At 41.1% G+C, this 18,106-nt stretch carries 12 protein-coding genes; 6 read left to right on the forward strand and 6 right to left on the reverse strand.

Annotated elements, in window-relative coordinates; translation table 11 throughout:
• Positions 1 to 212 precede the first annotated feature (212 nt).
• The gene (locus tag J8Z25_RS09970; RefSeq protein WP_250660992.1) at positions 213 to 1,808 is read right to left on the reverse strand and encodes a type 1 periplasmic-binding domain-containing protein; all 1,596 of its coding nucleotides are present in this window, start codon (positions 1,806 to 1,808) and stop codon (positions 213 to 215) included.
• A 312-nt stretch (positions 1,809 to 2,120) separates the two neighbouring features.
• Here J8Z25_RS09970 and J8Z25_RS09975 point away from each other — a divergent pair, with 312 nt between their 5' ends.
• Both J8Z25_RS09975 and J8Z25_RS09980 read left to right on the forward strand, forming a co-directional pair.
• Positions 2,121 to 4,163 (forward strand): ATP-binding protein, encoded by a 2,043-nt coding sequence (locus tag J8Z25_RS09975; protein WP_250660993.1) that lies wholly within the window; start codon positions 2,121 to 2,123, stop codon positions 4,161 to 4,163.
• Between the two features lie 66 nt (positions 4,164 to 4,229).
• A complete protein-coding gene (locus tag J8Z25_RS09980; protein WP_250660994.1) occupies positions 4,230 to 4,691 on the forward strand; it encodes a hypothetical protein in 462 nt (153 codons plus the stop codon).
• Positions 4,692 to 4,714: 23 nt separating this feature from the next.
• On the opposite strand, the gene J8Z25_RS09985 is transcribed toward J8Z25_RS09980, so the two are convergent.
• The 5 genes from J8Z25_RS09985 to gltB all read right to left on the reverse strand — a co-directional run bounded on the left by J8Z25_RS09985 (position 4,715) and on the right by gltB (position 12,879).
• Entirely contained in the window at positions 4,715 to 5,389 is a 675-nt protein-coding gene (locus J8Z25_RS09985; RefSeq protein WP_250660995.1) for a response regulator, read from the reverse strand.
• Between the two features lie 24 nt (positions 5,390 to 5,413).
• Positions 5,414 to 6,361 (reverse strand): IS30 family transposase, encoded by a 948-nt coding sequence (locus J8Z25_RS09990; protein WP_250660996.1) that lies wholly within the window; start codon positions 6,359 to 6,361, stop codon positions 5,414 to 5,416.
• Positions 6,362 to 6,509: 148 nt separating this feature from the next.
• Positions 6,510 to 6,722 carry a hypothetical protein gene (locus J8Z25_RS09995; RefSeq protein WP_250660997.1) on the reverse strand — a complete coding sequence of 71 codons (213 nt, stop codon included), beginning with the start codon at positions 6,720 to 6,722 and terminating at the stop codon, positions 6,510 to 6,512.
• A 274-nt stretch (positions 6,723 to 6,996) separates the two neighbouring features.
• On the reverse strand, positions 6,997 to 8,412 hold the full coding sequence (locus J8Z25_RS10000) for a glutamate synthase small subunit GltD family protein (RefSeq protein ID WP_250660998.1): 1,416 nt from the start codon (positions 8,410 to 8,412) through the stop codon (positions 6,997 to 6,999).
• A gap of 9 nt (positions 8,413 to 8,421) precedes the next feature.
• Positions 8,422 to 12,879: a glutamate synthase large subunit gene (gene gltB, locus J8Z25_RS10005; protein WP_167657793.1), complete on the reverse strand. Its 4,458-nt coding sequence runs from the start codon at positions 12,877 to 12,879 to the stop codon at positions 8,422 to 8,424.
• A gap of 695 nt (positions 12,880 to 13,574) precedes the next feature.
• On the opposite strand from gltB, the gene J8Z25_RS10010 reads away from it, so the two are divergent.
• From J8Z25_RS10010 to J8Z25_RS10025, 4 genes are read left to right on the forward strand one after another with little or no spacing between them, the layout of a single operon-like run.
• A complete protein-coding gene (locus J8Z25_RS10010; protein WP_130052275.1) occupies positions 13,575 to 14,828 on the forward strand; it encodes an efflux RND transporter periplasmic adaptor subunit in 1,254 nt (417 codons plus the stop codon).
• A 21-nt stretch (positions 14,829 to 14,849) separates the two neighbouring features.
• On the forward strand, positions 14,850 to 15,557 hold the full coding sequence (locus tag J8Z25_RS10015) for an ABC transporter ATP-binding protein (RefSeq protein ID WP_130051273.1): 708 nt from the start codon (positions 14,850 to 14,852) through the stop codon (positions 15,555 to 15,557).
• Between the two features lie 2 nt (positions 15,558 to 15,559).
• Complete coding sequence (locus J8Z25_RS10020) at positions 15,560 to 16,873, forward strand: ABC transporter permease (protein ID WP_178927125.1); 1,314 nt, start codon at positions 15,560 to 15,562, stop codon at positions 16,871 to 16,873.
• A gap of 11 nt (positions 16,874 to 16,884) precedes the next feature.
• Positions 16,885 to 18,090: an ABC transporter permease gene (locus J8Z25_RS10025; protein ID WP_130051271.1), complete on the forward strand. Its 1,206-nt coding sequence runs from the start codon at positions 16,885 to 16,887 to the stop codon at positions 18,088 to 18,090.
• Positions 18,091 to 18,106 lie beyond the last annotated feature (16 nt).

Below are 18,106 nucleotides of genomic sequence, written 5' to 3' on the forward strand. Positions count from 1 at the left end.
AAGTAACAAAAAAGAACCATTCGAAAGCAAGACTTTAAAATCAAGGCTGCGCTGTAAATAAATCATAAAAATAAGCGCACACCAATTTAAATCAGATTAAAAAGAAAACTAAACACTACTATCATTTATTAGAATGAATTTATGATGGGAGACGATTTATATAAATTACCATCGTGAAGTAAATGACTTCACGATAGTTTAAATAAGGATAATTAATCTATATCACTTGCATAGTTAATTAAGTTTAAGAATAGCCGTTCGGCCATGCTAGTTACACCTGTACCTGGAGTGTAGTTCTCAACTTTATCTTGAGTGTTAACAATACCATTATCAGATAATAGAATATCGCCAGTTTCTGGGTCCATAACAATTGTAGGCAGACCATCTTGATTAACTGCTAATACTTGAGTACCTGCTGGCATTTCAGAGAAATAGCCTTTCGCACCACCCGCTTGATAAAAACTCGTTACACCACCAAATGGGCCAGCAAAAATAGCCTGCTGAGCATGAGTACCCACACCATCAGGGTTTTGCGTATTTGGGCCGTCGACATAACCATCACGCGTGACAGTATAGCCCCACTTCGCATACACTTTTTCATTCGGCAAGTCAGAGTCAGCTGCAATAATAGTTACGTTACCTGGTTTCTTTGACCAATTGTAAAGCTCTGAAACTTCAGCATCTGTGAAATCTGTATCATGAAAACTCCCCACAAAAAAGATATCTGTGCCATAAGAATCAATTGCAGCTTCTGTAATGGAGTTTGCAGCGGCAAAGTCATGATTAATTGTAAGTGTTTTATTTACAATTCCACCTTCACCAAAATTTGCTGCACTCTTAAGTTTTGCGACAGGTTTATCAAATAAATAAGCATTCAATGTGTAATTTTGCCAAGTCGCTTTTCGTTGCTTATCAATACTCGTGATAACAACTGACTCTGCACCGGTACTACAGGTTGGTTTGGTATAACAAGCAACTGGTTTAAGTGTGTTTAACGCTAAATCATTAATACGCATAGGATACGTACCCATTGCACATGTTTTACCCGTTTCAATTGATGCTTTATACAGCTTAGTTATATTGTAATTACCTTGATCGTTAATAATTTCTCGAGCAATAATCAGCTCACCATTTTGATCAAGCGCAGCACCGGTCACTGTCGTTAAGCCATGTTCAGATTTTTTCGTTAACTCAAGTGTAGAAAGGTTCAAAGAGAAAATGCTTGTTGCAGAAACTATATAAACTTCTCCGTTTTTAACAATCATATCACCACGAAGAATATCTGAACTATTCCCATAGCCAGTCATATTACCTACAAACTGAGTTTCACCAGAATCTGGGGAAATAATATAAAACTTACTGCCTTTAGAGCCGTAGATAACATCACGATTTGGATCATAAGCTAATCGAGTCATCGAATTAGAGCGACTAAACACTGTGTGCTCATTTGTATCCATATCAACGTAAGCGAGACGAGTATACTTATACTTTTCACTTTTAATTGGCAGGTCAGCTAGTTCATGACTTGCTAAATTAAATTCACTTACATCAAGCTTATACGAAAGCGGTCGTGGAGCTGAAACGTAATAAAGTCGGTTTCTTGTACTATCAAATGCTATAGCTGCTGACGAGAAAGCAGCTTTTGAATGAATCGCTGCACTTTGCGTATGTTCATCAATAGAAAAAACGAAACCTAAATGGCCTCGACCAGAGTTAATACCATACAGCTCGCCTGTGCAGCTATTTGCCGAAGCATCTGCAGCCACGGCTCCGCATACCATCAATATTGACAGGATAGATTTTTTCATTGTATTTCACCTGAAGAATTAACTAAAACTTTATCATTAACAGAAATAGCAAATAAATTATTTACTATTAATTTAATGGAGCATAAATTATCCAAATCTAGATTTTAGGATTCCGTAGGTTGAATACAATCAGAAATTTTTGATACTGAGACAAAAAGATGAAAAACCATAACATCTCAGGTGTAACTGAATTAAGGATAAAACTTTATCATTAATTGAAGTTTAGTTGTGATAAACGCTAACTAATAACTCCATAATTTGCACACATTTGCTGGTTAGTATAAGCACACTTTAAGCTTATTCTAACTGCAAATGAAATACTCTTTACTTATCGCTACATGTTTACTGTCTTTTTCCTGTGTAGCAACCTCACTACCAAGCTCTCTATTAAATCAAGTCACTGACCTTGAGAACCAAGGCAAGCTCATTGAAGCGCTCACTATTCTAGAGCAATACAAACATAAAAATAGCGCTACATCGAGCCCTGTAATTGTGATGGCACAAGCGCCTCTGTTACGTAAACAAGGTCATTACAACAAAGCGATTGAACTATTATCGCCATTACAAAAGCTTGCTAGTTTAAGCAAAAAGGACCAATACCACATCCAAAAAGAGTTGGGGATCAACTATCGTCGCCAATTAAAAACAATAGAAGCAAAAAAACACTATATGGCAGCCTTAGCGCTTGCAAACGAGCTTGAAGACAAAAACCTACAAGCACAAAGCCATAGCAATTTGGGTTCACTATACGACACACTAAATGATCTTGAACAATCAATGCATCATCAGGTAAAAGCACAAGCGTTATTAGAAAACAGCGATAATTATGAACTTGTTGCCACTAACTTTTATAACTTAGCAAACCTTGCTCACAGGCTTGATGACCTCACGCAATCTGAGTACTTCTATAAAAAAGCACTCGAGTTTGATATTAAAACCAAAAACCAAATGAATATTGCTGATACCAGTTTACAACTTGCCAAGCTGGTGTATAAACGAGGCGATTTAGAGCAGGCTCTTCCCTTATTAAATAACGCCTTTACCCGTTTAGCCGACGTCAAAGCCTATGAAAATATGGCGACGGCGAAGCATACGTTAATGCAATTGTATTTGAAAATAGGCAACCAGCATATGGCTCTCAGTAGTGCTGAGTCTGGGCTCAATGCAGCGCTTAAATCTGGCTCGGCGTTAAGTAAGATCTACTCTTACTTTAATTTAATTGAATTGCATTTAGTCCTTAAAAACCCTGAGCTAATTGGTCTTTATTTAAGTCGAACAAAAGAGTTGTTACTAGGTATCAATAACCGATTATTGAATCAAAAGCAGCACGGCTATACCGCAATTTATGCTGAATTGATAGGTGATTACAAGCTAGCAGCTGAGCAGCTAAAGCTTGAAAATGAACTGGCCGAGTCTTTGTTTGAGGAACATCTAAATCAAGCTGTCGAAAAGAATAAAAAGCAATTAACAGCAATCGAGCAACAGCAACGAATTGATGATGAAATACAAAAAAACAAACTCGCAACTGCACAAATGAATAACCAGCGACTAGAAAAACAGATTTGGTTGTTGTCTGCTGGTATTGTTTTGTTGTTTAGTATCCTTGCGTTAGTACTCTATTACTTCAAGCATCGAAAAGCGTTATTTAAAGCCAAGCTTTATCAATATAACTTAATTGAAAAAGACAAAATGCTCGCTGATATCTCTCATGAATTACGCACCCCATTGAGCGTATTGAAACTGCATATAGAAGCGCTTGAGCTCGATATTCAAGAAAACCGCGATCTCGCCTACAGCAAAATTAATGGCAAGATAGCACAACTTAATAACTTAATTTCAGATGTATATCAGTTATCGCAAGCTGAAAATAAAACCCTTACATTGAACCTTCAACAATATAATGCCGCACAAATTTTTGCTGAATACGAGCAAGACATGCGCCGTTATGTTTGCAGCCATCAGCTAACTTTTTTGGCTGACATTGTTATTGCTAATGATGTTGAGATCACGGTAGATAAACAAAAACTCGACCAAATCCTCAACAATATTTTTACTAATGCGTGTCTATATACAGACACCCCAGGCCATGTTCGCCTAAAGGTGAGAGCGAATAAACAAGAGCTGTTTATACAAGTCGATGATACTTCTCCGGGTGTAGGTAAAGCTCATATAGGCAAGCTCTTTGACCGTTTATATCGTGTTGAAGAGTCTCGTAGCCGAGCATCAGGAGGCTCAGGTTTAGGGTTATCAATTTGTCAGAGTTTTGTCGAATTGATGTCAGGTACTATTAACGCATTACCGGGTAAGTCAGGTGGCTTATGTATTAGAATCTTACTGCCTTTAGGTAATAAATAAGCCTCTCCATTTTTCCACCACATTTTATTGCTTAAATAGCACTATAAACTACTGTGGAATGGAACCATGTCAGAATCATTAAAGCACGCTCAATGGGCAAAATCTATTGAGCGTAAACATCGCCAAAGCAATGTTAAAAAAACCAAAAAGTCCCCACTGCCAATTTATGCGGCCCTTGCCAGCATGCTGTTAAGTGCAGCACTCTATTATGCAAGCTACGAAAAGCCAATAGAGTACCCTCCACTATCTGAAGCTGCAAAACAACGTATTTCTCAGTTCTTTGCAAAGCAATTCTTACTAGGCCAGTGGCGCTTAAATCAAATTAAGTACTCAACTGATGCGATTCAGGTCTATGTACGAACGCCCTATTCGATAGCCCTTGAAGGTGAAGCGCTTAGCCAATATTTACATTACGCGCTGTGCCCTGTTCCTAGCAAACAAATTTGGCAAGATATTCAAGCAAGGGAATTATCAGTGTATGTGTTTACCCATTCGATTCGAAAAGGTGAACGTACAGTGTGTAATTAATAGTAAAGACGATGAACGCCAAATCAATTGATTTGACGTTCATCATAGCGATAGCCTGCACCATAAACGGAAGCGACTATCTTAGGAGAGAAATGTAAATTCTTCAGTTTTTTACGAATATTTTTGATGTGACTGTCGATTACGCGGTCGGTAATATCAAAGTTATTGGGCTGAATGTGATCAAGTATCTGCTGCCTTGAAAAAACACGCTTAGGGGCTTTGTACAAAAGCTTGAATACGTCAAATTCTACTTTAGTTAAACCCAAAGACACGCCCTTTATTTCAACTTCAAGCGCATCTTCGTTTAAGCAAATAGTAGCAGGCGTTTCAACAGTTTCCTTGCTAATAGATACTGGCGTGCAGCGTCTTAAAATAGCTTTAACACGCATCACCAGCTCTGCACCGCTAAATGGTTTACATACATAGTCATCTGCGCCATGTTCTAACCCTTTTAACCTATCAGCTTCTTCGACTTTAGCGGTTACCATAATAATAGGCACCATTGAAAAAGCGCGGATCTGCTTCATGCATTCCACGCCATCTAAATTAGGTAACATTACATCTAGAATTATTGCATCTGGATTATTTTCTTTAACCCACGACACCACAGCACTGCCATCAGTGATGTGGTGAGTAGTAAAACCAGATGCATTAAAGAACAACAGTACTTGTTCTGCAATATCTAAGCGCGAATTCAAGTCCGAAGTGCACCACTCGCTAAATTAGGCTGCTTTGCGTAATTCATCGAATATTACCGCTGGTTGCCTAAACCCTAGACATTTTCTCGGCCTCGCATTGAGCGCCTTTTCTATGTGCGCAATTTGCTTATCTGTCACCGTTCGTAAATCAGTGCCTTTGCGAATATATTGACGCAACAAGCCATTAAAGTTCTCATTTAACCCTCTTTCCCATGATGAGTAGGGGTTAGCAAAGTAGATGTCGGTTTTTAGCTTGTCTGAAACATGCTCATGTTCACAAAACTCACTCCCGTTGTCTGCGGTTATCGTATGAACATGGCGTCGATAGAGCCACAGCATACCTATCATTGCTCTGCTCACTTGCGCTGCACTTTTTGCTGGCACTTTGCGTATCAGGTAAAACTTACTTGTACGCTCGACTAAACTAACGATTGCTCCCGTACCATGCTTGCCAAGTACTGTATCCGCTTCCCAATCACCAAACCGTGTCTTAGTGTCAACAATCGCAGGTCTATGTTCAATGCCAACACGATTTGGGATGATGACACGTTTGCTTCGGCTGCCTTTACGATAACGTCTGTGCCCTTGTCGCAGATGTTTGTATAGCTTGCCACCACTCAATTTATCTTTTTGAATATAGCCATAAATCCATTCATGACTCACAGGATGCCCGATAATTTTGCTTACACCCGCAATCTGCTCAGGGCTCCATTTTTGCTCCAATCCAAACTCAACGAACGCAATTGTAAGTGCTGGCATGGAATACTTGGCAGCTAGACGTTTTCGTTTACATGCCTTTGAATGTGCAACCTCAGGCAAGTAATGACTTCGAGTACTATTGCGCCTAACTTCACGACTTATAGTGCTGTGGCTCACTTTTAGCCTTTTCCCTATCTCTCGATAGCTAAAACCCTCGCGTAAGTAGGCCTCAATCTGGTATCTTTGCCCTTCGATCAACTGCTTGTAACTCATGGTATCTACTCTTGTTTTTTGGCGATTACAGAGTACCACCAACAGGCAGTTGATCTCTTCTCACCGTTTAACCATGAGTGGTGCACTTATTATCTGAATTCGGGAGTCGTCTTCAACGACTAATATCTGCGGCATTTTTATTTCCGTTTTATATTTTTTTTATTGTTTTCAGTTGTTGCTTCACCATCGCTTTAAGGGCCTCTGATAAGGTTTCATCTAGTAAAACCATAGTCAGAATATCGTGCAGGTCTTCACTATTCATGACCTCATTGAGTAAATCATTTTCAGATTTTGAATTCGGCTGAAAAAAGCTTAACTGCTCGTTATTAGTGTGTTCGCAAAACATTTTCTTTTTATCCATGTTGTTAGCATCAAATATTCAGATGGGCTTCTGCCTCTGATAGACATTTAAACGCAACAATGTGGAGTAAATATGGAGTTAATACGAAATAATGAACTTTTATATTCTACTGTAGAATTCATTCGAAGATTGTAGGTAATAAGCGCTATTTTTTCATTATCTTTCTGGATCTTGCTTAAATTCTCATAACAAGAAATAAGTATATTTTATGGCAGGTAATAAAAAAGCAAGCTAGGTAGCTTGCTTTTATAAATATTAAATGAACCCCTTAGGATTAAACTTCCAAATAATCCATAATCCCTTCTGCGGCGTTTCGGCCTTCGAAAATAGCGGTTACCACTAAGTCTGAGCCGCGAACAATATCGCCACCAGCAAAGATTTTAGGGTTCGTTGTTTGATGGGTAAATTCACCTTTTTCTGGTGCGTTGATGCCACCCCAATGATTGATTTCAACACCGTACGGCTCTAACCAATCCATTTTATGAGGTTTAAAACCAAAAGCCATTAGCACTTTGGTAGCTTCAATAACATGTTCAGAGCCGGCAACTTCTTCAGCACGACGACGACCATTTTCGTCCGGCTCACCAAGCTGGGTTTTCACCATCTTAACGCCAGCAACTTTACCTTGCTCGTCAACAACAATGCCTTTCGGCTGTACGTTGAAGGTAAATTCTACCCCCTCTTCACGGGCATTTTTAACTTCACGCTTTGAGCCTGGCATATTTTCTTCGTCACGACGATAAGCACAAGTTACTTTTGCAGCACCTTGACGAATAGAGGTTCTCACACAGTCCATTGCTGTATCACCACCGCCTAACACGACAACTTTTTCGTTCGCCATATCGAGATAAGCTTGTTTGTCTTCTGCATAGCCCATAACACGGTTTGTGTTACCAATTAAGAACGGCAGTGCATCAAACACACCATCAGCATCTTCATTCTCAAGCCCTGCACGCATACTTTGATACGTACCGACACCTAAGAAAACGGCATCATATTCAGCCAAGATTTCATCAAGAGTAATATCAATGCCAACTTCAGTGTTTAGCTGAAACTCGACACCCATTTCAGTGAAAATTTCACGACGCTTTTGCATTACTTCTTTTTCAAGTTTGAATGAAGGAATACCAAATGTAAGAAGGCCGCCAATTTCAGGGTGACGGTCAAATACCACAGGTTTTACACCGTTACGTACTAAAATATCCGCACAACCTAAGCCTGCCGGACCAGCACCAATGATAGCCACTTTTTTGTCAGACCAAACCACATACGACATATCTGGTTTCCAGCCCATCTTAAAAGCAGTATCTGTGATGTACTTTTCGATATTACCGATAGTGACAGCACCAAACTCTTCGTCAAGTGTACAAGAGCCTTCACACAAGCGGTCTTGTGGGCACACTCGACCACACACCTCTGGTAAGCTGTTTGTACGATGAGACAACTCTGCCGCTTCTAAAATACGGCCAGTACGAATTAATTTTAACCACTGTGGAATATAGTTATGTACTGGGCATTTCCATTCACAGTACGGGTTACCACAATCTAAACAGCGATCCGCCTGTGAGTTAACTTGCGTCTCAGAAAACGGCTCGTAAATTTCTACGAAAGATTGTTTACGCGCTGAGATTGGCTTTTTACGCGGATCAACACGTTGTACATCGATAAATTGGTATACATTTTCGCTCATACTACCCCCTTACTGAGCCTGAACACGAAGCTCTGCGCTGCTGCGCGCTCGGTGCCCAAGTAAACTTTTTACATCACTAGATTTTGGCTTAACTAATTTAAACATCGGAATGTATAAATCGAAGTTAGCTAAAATCTGCTCAGCGCGGTTTGAGCCTGTAAGTTCTAAATGCTCAGCAATTAGACCGCGTAAATGTTCTTGGTGTGATGCCAACCCTTCAAGCGTGACAATCTCAACAAGTTCAGGGTTAATGCGTTTTTCAAAGTCATTACCTTCGTCAAGAATATAAGCAAAACCGCCTGTCATACCTGCACCAAAGTTGATACCCACTTTACCAAGTACGCAAACAACACCACCTGTCATGTATTCACAACCATTGTCACCCACGCCCTCTACAACCGCTTGGACGCCTGAGTTACGAACTGCAAAACGCTCACCGGCACAGCCTGCGGCAAATAATTTACCGCCCGTTGCACCATATAAACAGGTATTACCGGCAATGGTCGCTTTGTGGCTTTCGAAAGAAGAACCCAGCGGTGGGCGAATTACTAGCTTACCGCCAGCCATTCCTTTACCAACATAGTCATTCGCATCACCAACAAGCGTCATTTCAAGACCACCTGCATTCCACACACCAAATGATTGACCTGCTGTACCATGGAGCTCAATAGAAACAGGATCAGCAGCCATACCTTGGTTACCATGTTTTGACGCAATATAACCCGATAGCATAGCCCCTACTGAGCGATCTGTATTGCAAATACGGTTAACCAGCGAGATACCTGATTTTTCATCAATTGCTTGCTTCGCTTTTTCAAGTAAGGTTTCGTTTAGCTGACCTAAGTAGTGTGAGCTATTAGGCACACTACAATACAAGGTTTCACCCGTTGGGTTGTTTGGTACGGCAATAACTGAAGACAAATCAACTTTCTTTTGTTTCTCTGTCTTGCCTTCAATTGCTTCAAGTAAGTCCAAACGACCTATTAAATCTGTTAAGCGAGTTACACCAAGGCTTGCCATAATTTGGCGCGCTTCTTCTGCAATAAACTTAAAGTAGTTCATCGCCATTTCTGGCAGACCATGATAATGCTTTTGACGCAGCGTATCGTCTTGCGTTGCAACACCGGTCGCACAGTTATTTAGGTGACAAATACGTAGGTATTTACAACCAAGAGCTACCATAGGCCCAGTACCAAAACCAAAGCTTTCAGCACCTAAAATAGCCGCCTTAATGATATCTAGACCCGTTTTAAGGCCACCATCTGTTTGTAGACGAATACGGTGACGTAAACCATTTTCTACTAACGCCTGTTGAGTTTCAGCAAGACCAAGCTCCCAAGGACTACCTGCATACTTAACAGAAGTGAGCGGGCTTGCACCTGTGCCACCGTCATAACCAGCAATAGTAATCAAATCGGCATAGGCTTTAGCTACACCTGTTGCGATAGTACCTACACCTGGTTCAGAAACTAGTTTCACCGAAATAAGTGCATCTGGATTTACTTGTTTTAAATCGAAAATAAGCTGAGCTAAATCTTCAATCGAGTAAATATCGTGATGTGGCGGAGGCGAAATCAAAGTCACACCCGGCACTGAATAACGTAATTTTGCAATATACGGCGTTACTTTTTCACCCGGTAATTGACCACCCTCACCTGGTTTTGCACCTTGCGCAACTTTAATCTGAATTACATCAGCGCTACGTAAGTAATGTGGTGTTACACCAAAACGACCTGAGGCAACCTGCTTAATACGCGAGTTTTTCTCTGTGCCGTAGCGAAGCTTGTCTTCACCACCTTCACCCGAGTTTGAGCAACCACCTAAACGGTTCATTGCAATTGCGAGTGCTTCATGCGCTTCTGGCGATAACGCACCAATACTCATTGCTGCAGAGTCAAAACGTTTGAACAGCTCAGTTGCAGGTTCAACATCATCAACACTCACACCTGTATCAGGGATCTTGACTGCCAACATGTCACGTAAATTGGTGATCGGGCGGTTATTTACTAAATCAGCATACGCTAAGTAATCTTTGTAATCCCCAGAGCGTACTGCTTTTTGCAGTGTTTGAATAACATCTGGGTTATAAGCATGGTACTCACCACCGTGAACATATTTTAATAATCCGCCATGGCTCAATAATTTACGCTTACTAAAGGCCAGCTTATGAAGCTTACGTTGGTCATCATCAAAATCTGTAAAACAAGCCCCTTTAATACGACTAGCTACACCGTTAAAACAGGTTTCTACAACCGCATCTGATAAACCAACTGCCTCAAATAACATTGAACAGCGGTACGAAGCGACAGTACTGATGCCCATTTTCGACATGATTTTATACAGACCTTTGTTAATCGCATTACGATACGCAAGCGTTACTTCGCAATAGCTCTTATTCAGGGTCTTGTTATCGCTCATTGCAACTAATGATTCATAAGCAAGGTACGGATAAATTGCCGTTGCACCAAAACCAAGTAATACCGCAAATTGATGCGCATCACGGACACTGCCCGATTCGATGATGATATTAGATTCACAACGTAAGTTATTATCTACTAAACGCTTTTGAATTGAACCAACCGCCATCGCCGCAGGAATCGGTAAATGCGTTTCGCTAAAGTTACGATCACTTAAAATAAGCATGACACAGCCTGACGCTGCTTTTTCTTGTGCTTCATCACAGATACGTGTGATTGCTTTTTCTAAGCCTTCTTCTGCGGTGTAAGTGATATCAATTTTACAGTAGCTGTAGTGCTCATCGTCAGCATTGATCAGCTGTTGCATATCAGCATACATCAAAATTGGCGTATCAAACTGTAAACGCTTAGCATGGCCGGTGGTTTCGTTAAATACGTTTTGCTCACTACCAATACAGGTTGCTAGTGACATAACGTGATTTTCACGAAGTGGGTCAATCGGTGGATTCGTTACTTGCGCAAACTTTTGTCGGAAGTAATCAAACAGTGAGCGATGGCCTTCTGACAGTACCGCAAATGGCGTGTCATCACCCATAGAACCCGTTGCTTCTTGACCATTTTCACCCATAACACGAATCACGCTATCAAGTTCTTCATTGGTATAGCCAAACATCTTTTGATACTTAAGCAGTGTTTCGTCATCAAAAGAACGGTTACCCGCATCTTTTTCAGATAACTGTTCAAATGGCGTTAAACGCTTAACGTTTGCCTCTAACCATGCTTTATATGGGTGGCGAGATTTAAGGTCTTGGTCAATCTCATCTGAATGCCATATTTTCCCTTGATGAGTATCAATAACTAACAGCTCACCTGGTCCGACACGGCCTTTTTCAACGACTTCGTCTGGTGCGTAATCCCAAATGCCCACTTCAGAGGCAAGCGTGATAAATCCATCTTGGGTAATTACATAACGCGCCGGACGCAAGCCATTACGGTCAAGGTTACAAGCCGCGAAACGGCCGTCAGACATTACAATACCAGCTGGGCCATCCCATGGTTCCATATGCATTGAGTTGAAGTCATAGAACGCACGTAGGTCATCATCCATGGCACGGTTTTTCTGCCATGCTGGTGGCACAAGCATACGCATTGCACGGAATAAATCCATGCCTCCCGCTAAGAACAACTCAAGCATATTATCTAAGCTTGAAGAATCTGAGCCGCTTTCGTTAACGAATGGTGCGGCTGATTGCAGATCTGGAATAAGTGGTGAGGCAAACTTATAAGCACGGGCACGTGCCCATTGGCGGTTACCTTGAATCGTATTAATTTCACCATTATGCGCTAAATAGCGGAAAGGTTGAGCTAAAGGCCAACGAGGCTGTGTATTAGTAGAAAAACGTTGGTGGAATACACAAATCGCACTGGTCATGCGAATGTCAGCTAAGTCTAAATAAAAGTTAGGTAAGTCTACAGGCATCATCAAGCCTTTATAGACAGTGACCAAACCAGATAAACTGGCAATATAAAAGTGTTCATCGTTTTCGAGGCGCTTTTCAGCACGACGACGCGCTACATATAAGCGACGCTCTAAATCTTTTGGACGCCAGCCTTCTGGTGCGCTAACAAAAATTTGTTCAAAGCCTGGTAGTTGTTTTTTTGCAATTGGCCCTAAACATGACGCATCGGTAGGTACTACGCGCCAGCCTTGAATACTCAAGGTTTCTTTTTCGAGTTCTTCACTCAACACATCTTTAGCTGTTTGCGCAAGTACAGGATCGGCATTTAAAAATACCATGCCAACGGCGTAGTTCTTACCTAAGTGCCAATCATGTTCGCTGGCAATAGCACGAAAGAAACTATCAGGTTTTTGCATTAATAAACCACAGCCATCACCAGTTTTACCATCTGCAGAAATACCACCACGGTGTTCCATGCGATCTAAGCCAGTGATTGCTGTTCGAATCAAGCGGTGACTCGCCTGACCATTGACCTGGGCTATTAAGCCAAAGCCACAATTATCTTTTTCTAATTTTGAGTCGTATAACATAGACCCCTCCCCTTGCTACAACGACTAGCGGTTCAGTCTTTTGTGACAGTGCTAGCAGACGAACAAAACTATCGCCAAATACCTCATGAGTCAATAGAGTTTTGAATACATATTCATATTCATGAATATTTCTCACTTAAAGGCACTTTCTAAATTCTATGCTATTTTTTTACATTTAGGCGTATTTCACCCGTTATTTTTTTATGACACTGGTGTCAAATTTAACAACTTGTAAAAAAACAATCTAAAACCCGCCTCTTTACGTTAACGTAAACTGCGATTAATTATGAATAATTATTCACGATCTGAATATCAATGCAGTTTTTATGAGGTATCACCTAACGCTGCTGCATCATTATTTACTCTTGGCTTTAGCATAGTAACAAACTAGGTCTCTGAGCAGCCGACCTTAGTCGCAATGACTGACTTTCTTTACCCTCGCGTCAATAATCAGCAATTTAAAAGTGTCCGCAGCGGACACTTTTTCTGTCCGCGGACAGACATCTACTCATCAAAAAAAATAAAAACACAATACTATCAGAAACTTAACAATTGGCACGCTACTGGTATAGATAAGTCATCAGCGAAATTAAGGATTTCAAAATGTTCACTATCAGTTTGTTTATGGCTTCTCCGCTTACCATGATTGCCGTTGGCTTCATGATTGTATGTTTTGAGAATCGTAAGGAGTTATGATGATAAAGGATACCAGTGCCCAAGATATTACTGTGGCTAAAAAAAACACCATTAAGAAACCACTTATATTAGCAGTAGGTGTAATACTTGTTGGTGCGCTTGGCTTTCAAGCATTGTTTGCCAGTAGCGATGGCAGCATTTCGGTTGATGCAGCAAGCCTACAAATTAGTGAAGTAAGCCAAAAGACGCTTACTAGAGATGTGGCAGCGAGCGGTAAAATCGTTGCAGCTAATGCGCCAAAAGTTTATAGCCCTGAACGAGGTTTTGTTGATTTAAAAGTAAAAGCCGGTGACAGCGTTGAAGTAAACGAAGTAATCGCCACCGTAACCAGCCCTGAGCTTACTAACGAATTAAAACAGCAACAATCAGTATTAGCACGATTAGAAGGTGAACTACAACGCAAGCAACTTGAAGCACGTCGACAAAAACTAAGCCTTACTAAAGCCCTTGATTTAGCACAGGTTGAACTAAATGCCGCAGACAGAGAAAACCGCCGAGCTAAACTCTCTATCGAAAAACATTTAATCAGCCAAATAGATTTAGAAAAAGCCGTTGATGACTTGGCCCGCGCCAAACTTTCCTTTAAACATGCAGAGCAAGAAGTCAGCTTAGCTAAAGATACCCTCGCATTTGAACTAAAAGCTGCAGAGCGCGATCTGACGCGTCAGCAACTCATCGTTGATGACTTATTTAGGCAGGTGAATGAACTCACAATTACTGCCAGTGTAAGCGGTATTGTTGGTAACTTATTAGTGCAGCAAAAAGAAGCCGTTACACAAAGCCAACCATTAATGACTTTGGTGGATTTAAGTAACTTTGAAGCTGAACTACAAGTACCAGAAAGCTATGCCAATGAGCTAGGTCTTGGTATGCAAGTTGAACTGACTTTAGGTGCCCGTCATGTAACAGGAACCTTATCGGCTATTTCACCGGAGGTGAATAATCGCGAGGTAACTACCCGCGTACGCTTTGACAGTGAGGTTTCTGGTATTCGCCAAAACCAACGCTTAACCGCACGTATTTTACTAGAGAATCGCGATGATGTATTGCAAGTAAAACGCGGTGCATTCTTACAGCAAGGTGGCACCCAGGCTTATAAAGTTGAAGGTGACATGGCTTATTTAATCGATATAAAAACCGGTGCTAGCAGTATCAATGCTGTCGAGATAATAGAAGGCGTAGAGCCTGGCGATAAGCTAATCATCTCGAATTACGACCGCTTTAAAAAAGCATCCACACTGGTTTTACGTTAACAAATAAAAGGAAAAATCAACATGCTTACAATGAACGACATCAGCAAAGTGTATCAAACTGACATGGTACAAACTCATGCCCTTCGCGACTTCAACCTACAAGTAGATGAAGGTGAATTTATTGCAGTAACTGGCCCAAGTGGCTCGGGTAAAACCACTTTTTTAAACATCGCAGGTATGTTGGAGCCATTTAGCGAAGGCCAGTACATGTTAGATGGTATTGATGTGGGGAAACTAAATGACAACCAACGCGCTGATCTACGAAATCAAAAAATTGGTTTTATATTCCAGGGTTTTAACCTCATCCCTGACTTGAACTTATATGAAAATATTGAAGTGCCATTGCGTTATCGTGGCATTAAAGCCGCTGAGCGTAAACGCCGTATTGAGCAATGCCTTGAGCAAGTTGGTTTAGCTTCACGAGCAAAACACTTACCGCAACAACTTTCTGGTGGTCAACAACAACGTGTGGCCATTGCCAGAGCACTAGCCGGTGAGCCTCGCTTTTTACTTGCCGATGAGCCGACGGGTAATTTAGATAGCTTAATGGCACGCCAAGTAATGGAACTACTTGAGCAAATCAACCGTGACGGCGCAACCATCATCATGGTAACCCATGATCCAGAACTTGCGCGCAGAGCCCCACGCAATATCCAAGTTGTTGACGGCCAGCTAGCTGACTTCACCTTATATCAAGGTACCCAAAATCTCAAAGCGGCTGGAGTATAACCATGTTCCTTCATTATTTAGATTTAAGCTGGCGCAGCTTTAAGCGCACGCCACTTGTAAGCTTTTTAATGGTATTGGCCATTGCTATTGGTATTGGCGTAACCATGACAAGTTTATCTGTGTATCACATGATGTCGGCAGATCCTATTCCTGAAAAAAGTAGCAGCCTTTATTCTGTGCAGTTACAAACCATGGATGAAGGCCGTACTTGGTGGACAGTCGATAACATGCCACTGCAATTAACTTATCAAGATGCAGTCAACCTTAATAAAGCAAAAGCCGGTGGTAAACGCGTCACTATGGTAAGAACGGGTTTTTCGGTTTATTTAGACTCAGACAAAGTAAAACCATTTATTGGTCAAGCGCGCCTAACCACTCCTGACTTTTTTGATATGTTTAACTTATCGTTTATTTATGGTGGAGTGTGGACTGAGCAACAAGAAGCAGATGCAGCCCCTGTAGTGGTGATTAATAAAGATCTAAACGACAAGCTTTTCGCAGGTCAAAACCCCGTAGGTAAAATGGTTTATCTAGATGATGCCAGTTATGAAGTTATTGGCGTGATTGATGATTGGGATATCACCACAAAATACTATGACCTTAATAACGGCGCATTTAATAAAACCGAACAACTGTTTTTACCATTTAGCCTAATGAAAGCCCGCGAGCTTGAAAATTGGGGTAATACCAATGGTTGGAAACATGAAAAAACCAACACCTTTAACGACAAACTAAATTCAGAAATGGTGTGGTTGCAGTTTTGGGTTGAACTAAAAACACCTGCAGAAAAACAAGCTTACCAAGACTTTTTGATGGCCTATATGCAAGAGCAACAAAAGCTCGGTCGTTTTAATCGTGAAAAACTAACGGCCACCTTACGCGATGTAAATGAGTGGATGCAATACAACAATGTTGTCAGTGAAGACAACGAAATTTTAGTCGGCCTAAGTTTTATGTTTTTAGCCGTGTGCCTTGCTAATATTTTAGGCTTATTACTGGCGAAGTTTTTACGTCGAGCTCCTGAAGTGGGTGTACGCCGCGCATTAGGCGCCAGTAAACGCCAAATCTTCTTTCAACATATCGTTGAGGTGGCAATGTTAGGCTTCTTGGGTGGCATCTTCGGTATTATTTTGGCGCAAATAGGTTTATTAGGCGTACGCCATAGCTATAGCTACTACAAAAGCTTAGCCACGATGGATTTAAGCATGCTATTAAGCGCGCCAGTGATTGCAATTACCACCTGTATTATTGCTGGCCTTTACCCTGCATGGCTAGTGTGTAAAACCAACCCTGCTATTTATCTTAAGAGCCAATAAGGAAGACACCTATGTTAGAAATTAAACCTATCTTTCACGCCTTATGCCGCTCAAAAGTTGGCGCTATTTTATTACTGATACAAATTGCCATCACCACTGCGATTGTCAGTAATGCCGCGTTTATTATTCAAGACAGGGTCAGCTACTTAAGCCAAGAAACAGGCTACCCTGAAGAAGATATTTTCGTTTTTAATGTCATGATGTTTGGCAAAGACGTCTCTCCATCTCAGCAGTACGAGCTAGATGAAACTATGCTCCGTCAAATCCCAGGTGTAGTTGATGCGGCTTACTCTAGTAATACACCGCTTTCAGGCAGTGGATCTTCGTCAGATTTTAGTTTAAAGCCTGCACCTGAAGAGAGTAAATCCGTCCGTACGTCTTACATGTTTATCGATGAGCATGGCATTAATACCTACGGTGTTAAGCTCATTGCTGGGCGTAACTACACCGAAGATGAAGTCATCGTGACCGATAACTATGATGAACTTTCAAAAGTAACTGTTGTAACTAAAGCCCTAGTTGATGAGCTATTCCCTGACGGAAATGGTTTAGGTCAAACAGTTTATTTTGGTGACATTCCAATGAAAATTATTGGTGTTATTGATCTTATGAAAGGTCCATGGCTAAAAGACAGTCGCCCAGATAACGTAGCACTGCTACCTTTTATCAAGCCAGGTACAAATGCACGTTTTGTGGTCAGAACTGAGCCAGGTCAACGTCAATCAGTTATGAATCGTGTTGAAGAGGCCATGCTTAAAAACTACAACAAACGTGTTATTTCTCGTATCCGTGGTTTAGATGATGATAAAGAACAGTACATGGCTGAAGACACATTAATGATGAGAATGCTGGTTGTACTCATTGCAATCTTAGTGTTAGTAACTGCACTGGGTATCTTCGGACTTACCTTATTTAATATCAGTAAACGTACAAAACAGATTGGTACTCGCCGCGCTTTAGGTGCAAGAAAATCAGCCATTATTAACTACTTCTTAGTTGAAAACGCCATGATATGTGTAGTTGGTTTAGTGATTGGCGTTATTGCTGCCATATATTTAGGCCAGGTGCTGATGCAGCATTTCTCAATTGCTCAACTTGATATTAGCTACGTGCTAGTAACAGCATTAGCAGTATTTATTATGAGTCTGTTGGCAGTACTTGCTCCAGCAAAACGGGCGGCGAACATCTCTCCGAGCATTGCAACTCGAACAATTTAGTTCTCCCAACCTATGC

It is taken from the genome of Pseudoalteromonas sp. SCSIO 43101, assembly GCF_023650775.1.
Lineage (GTDB): Bacteria > Pseudomonadota > Gammaproteobacteria > Enterobacterales > Alteromonadaceae > Pseudoalteromonas > Pseudoalteromonas apostichopi.

Excerpts from the sequence above, each read along its gene's own strand:
- J8Z25_RS10010 (WP_130052275.1), top strand. The coding sequence starts at position 13,575 with ATGATAAAGGATACCAGTGCCCAAGATATTACTGTGGCTAAAAAAAAC.
- gltB (WP_167657793.1), bottom strand. The coding sequence starts at position 12,879 with ATGTTATACGACTCAAAATTAGAAAAAGATAATTGTGGCTTTGGCTTA.
- J8Z25_RS09995 (WP_250660997.1), bottom strand. The coding sequence starts at position 6,722 with ATGGATAAAAAGAAAATGTTTTGCGAACACACTAATAACGAGCAGTTA.
- J8Z25_RS10015 (WP_130051273.1), top strand. The coding sequence starts at position 14,850 with ATGCTTACAATGAACGACATCAGCAAAGTGTATCAAACTGACATGGTA.
- J8Z25_RS10020 (WP_178927125.1), top strand. The coding sequence starts at position 15,560 with ATGTTCCTTCATTATTTAGATTTAAGCTGGCGCAGCTTTAAGCGCACG.
- J8Z25_RS10000 (WP_250660998.1), bottom strand. The coding sequence starts at position 8,412 with ATGAGCGAAAATGTATACCAATTTATCGATGTACAACGTGTTGATCCG.
- J8Z25_RS09990 (WP_250660996.1), bottom strand. The coding sequence starts at position 6,361 with ATGAGTTACAAGCAGTTGATCGAAGGGCAAAGATACCAGATTGAGGCC.
- J8Z25_RS10025 (WP_130051271.1), top strand. The coding sequence starts at position 16,885 with ATGTTAGAAATTAAACCTATCTTTCACGCCTTATGCCGCTCAAAAGTT.
- J8Z25_RS09980 (WP_250660994.1), top strand. The coding sequence starts at position 4,230 with ATGTCAGAATCATTAAAGCACGCTCAATGGGCAAAATCTATTGAGCGT.
- J8Z25_RS09975 (WP_250660993.1), top strand. The coding sequence starts at position 2,121 with ATGAAATACTCTTTACTTATCGCTACATGTTTACTGTCTTTTTCCTGT.
- J8Z25_RS09970 (WP_250660992.1), bottom strand. The coding sequence starts at position 1,808 with ATGAAAAAATCTATCCTGTCAATATTGATGGTATGCGGAGCCGTGGCT.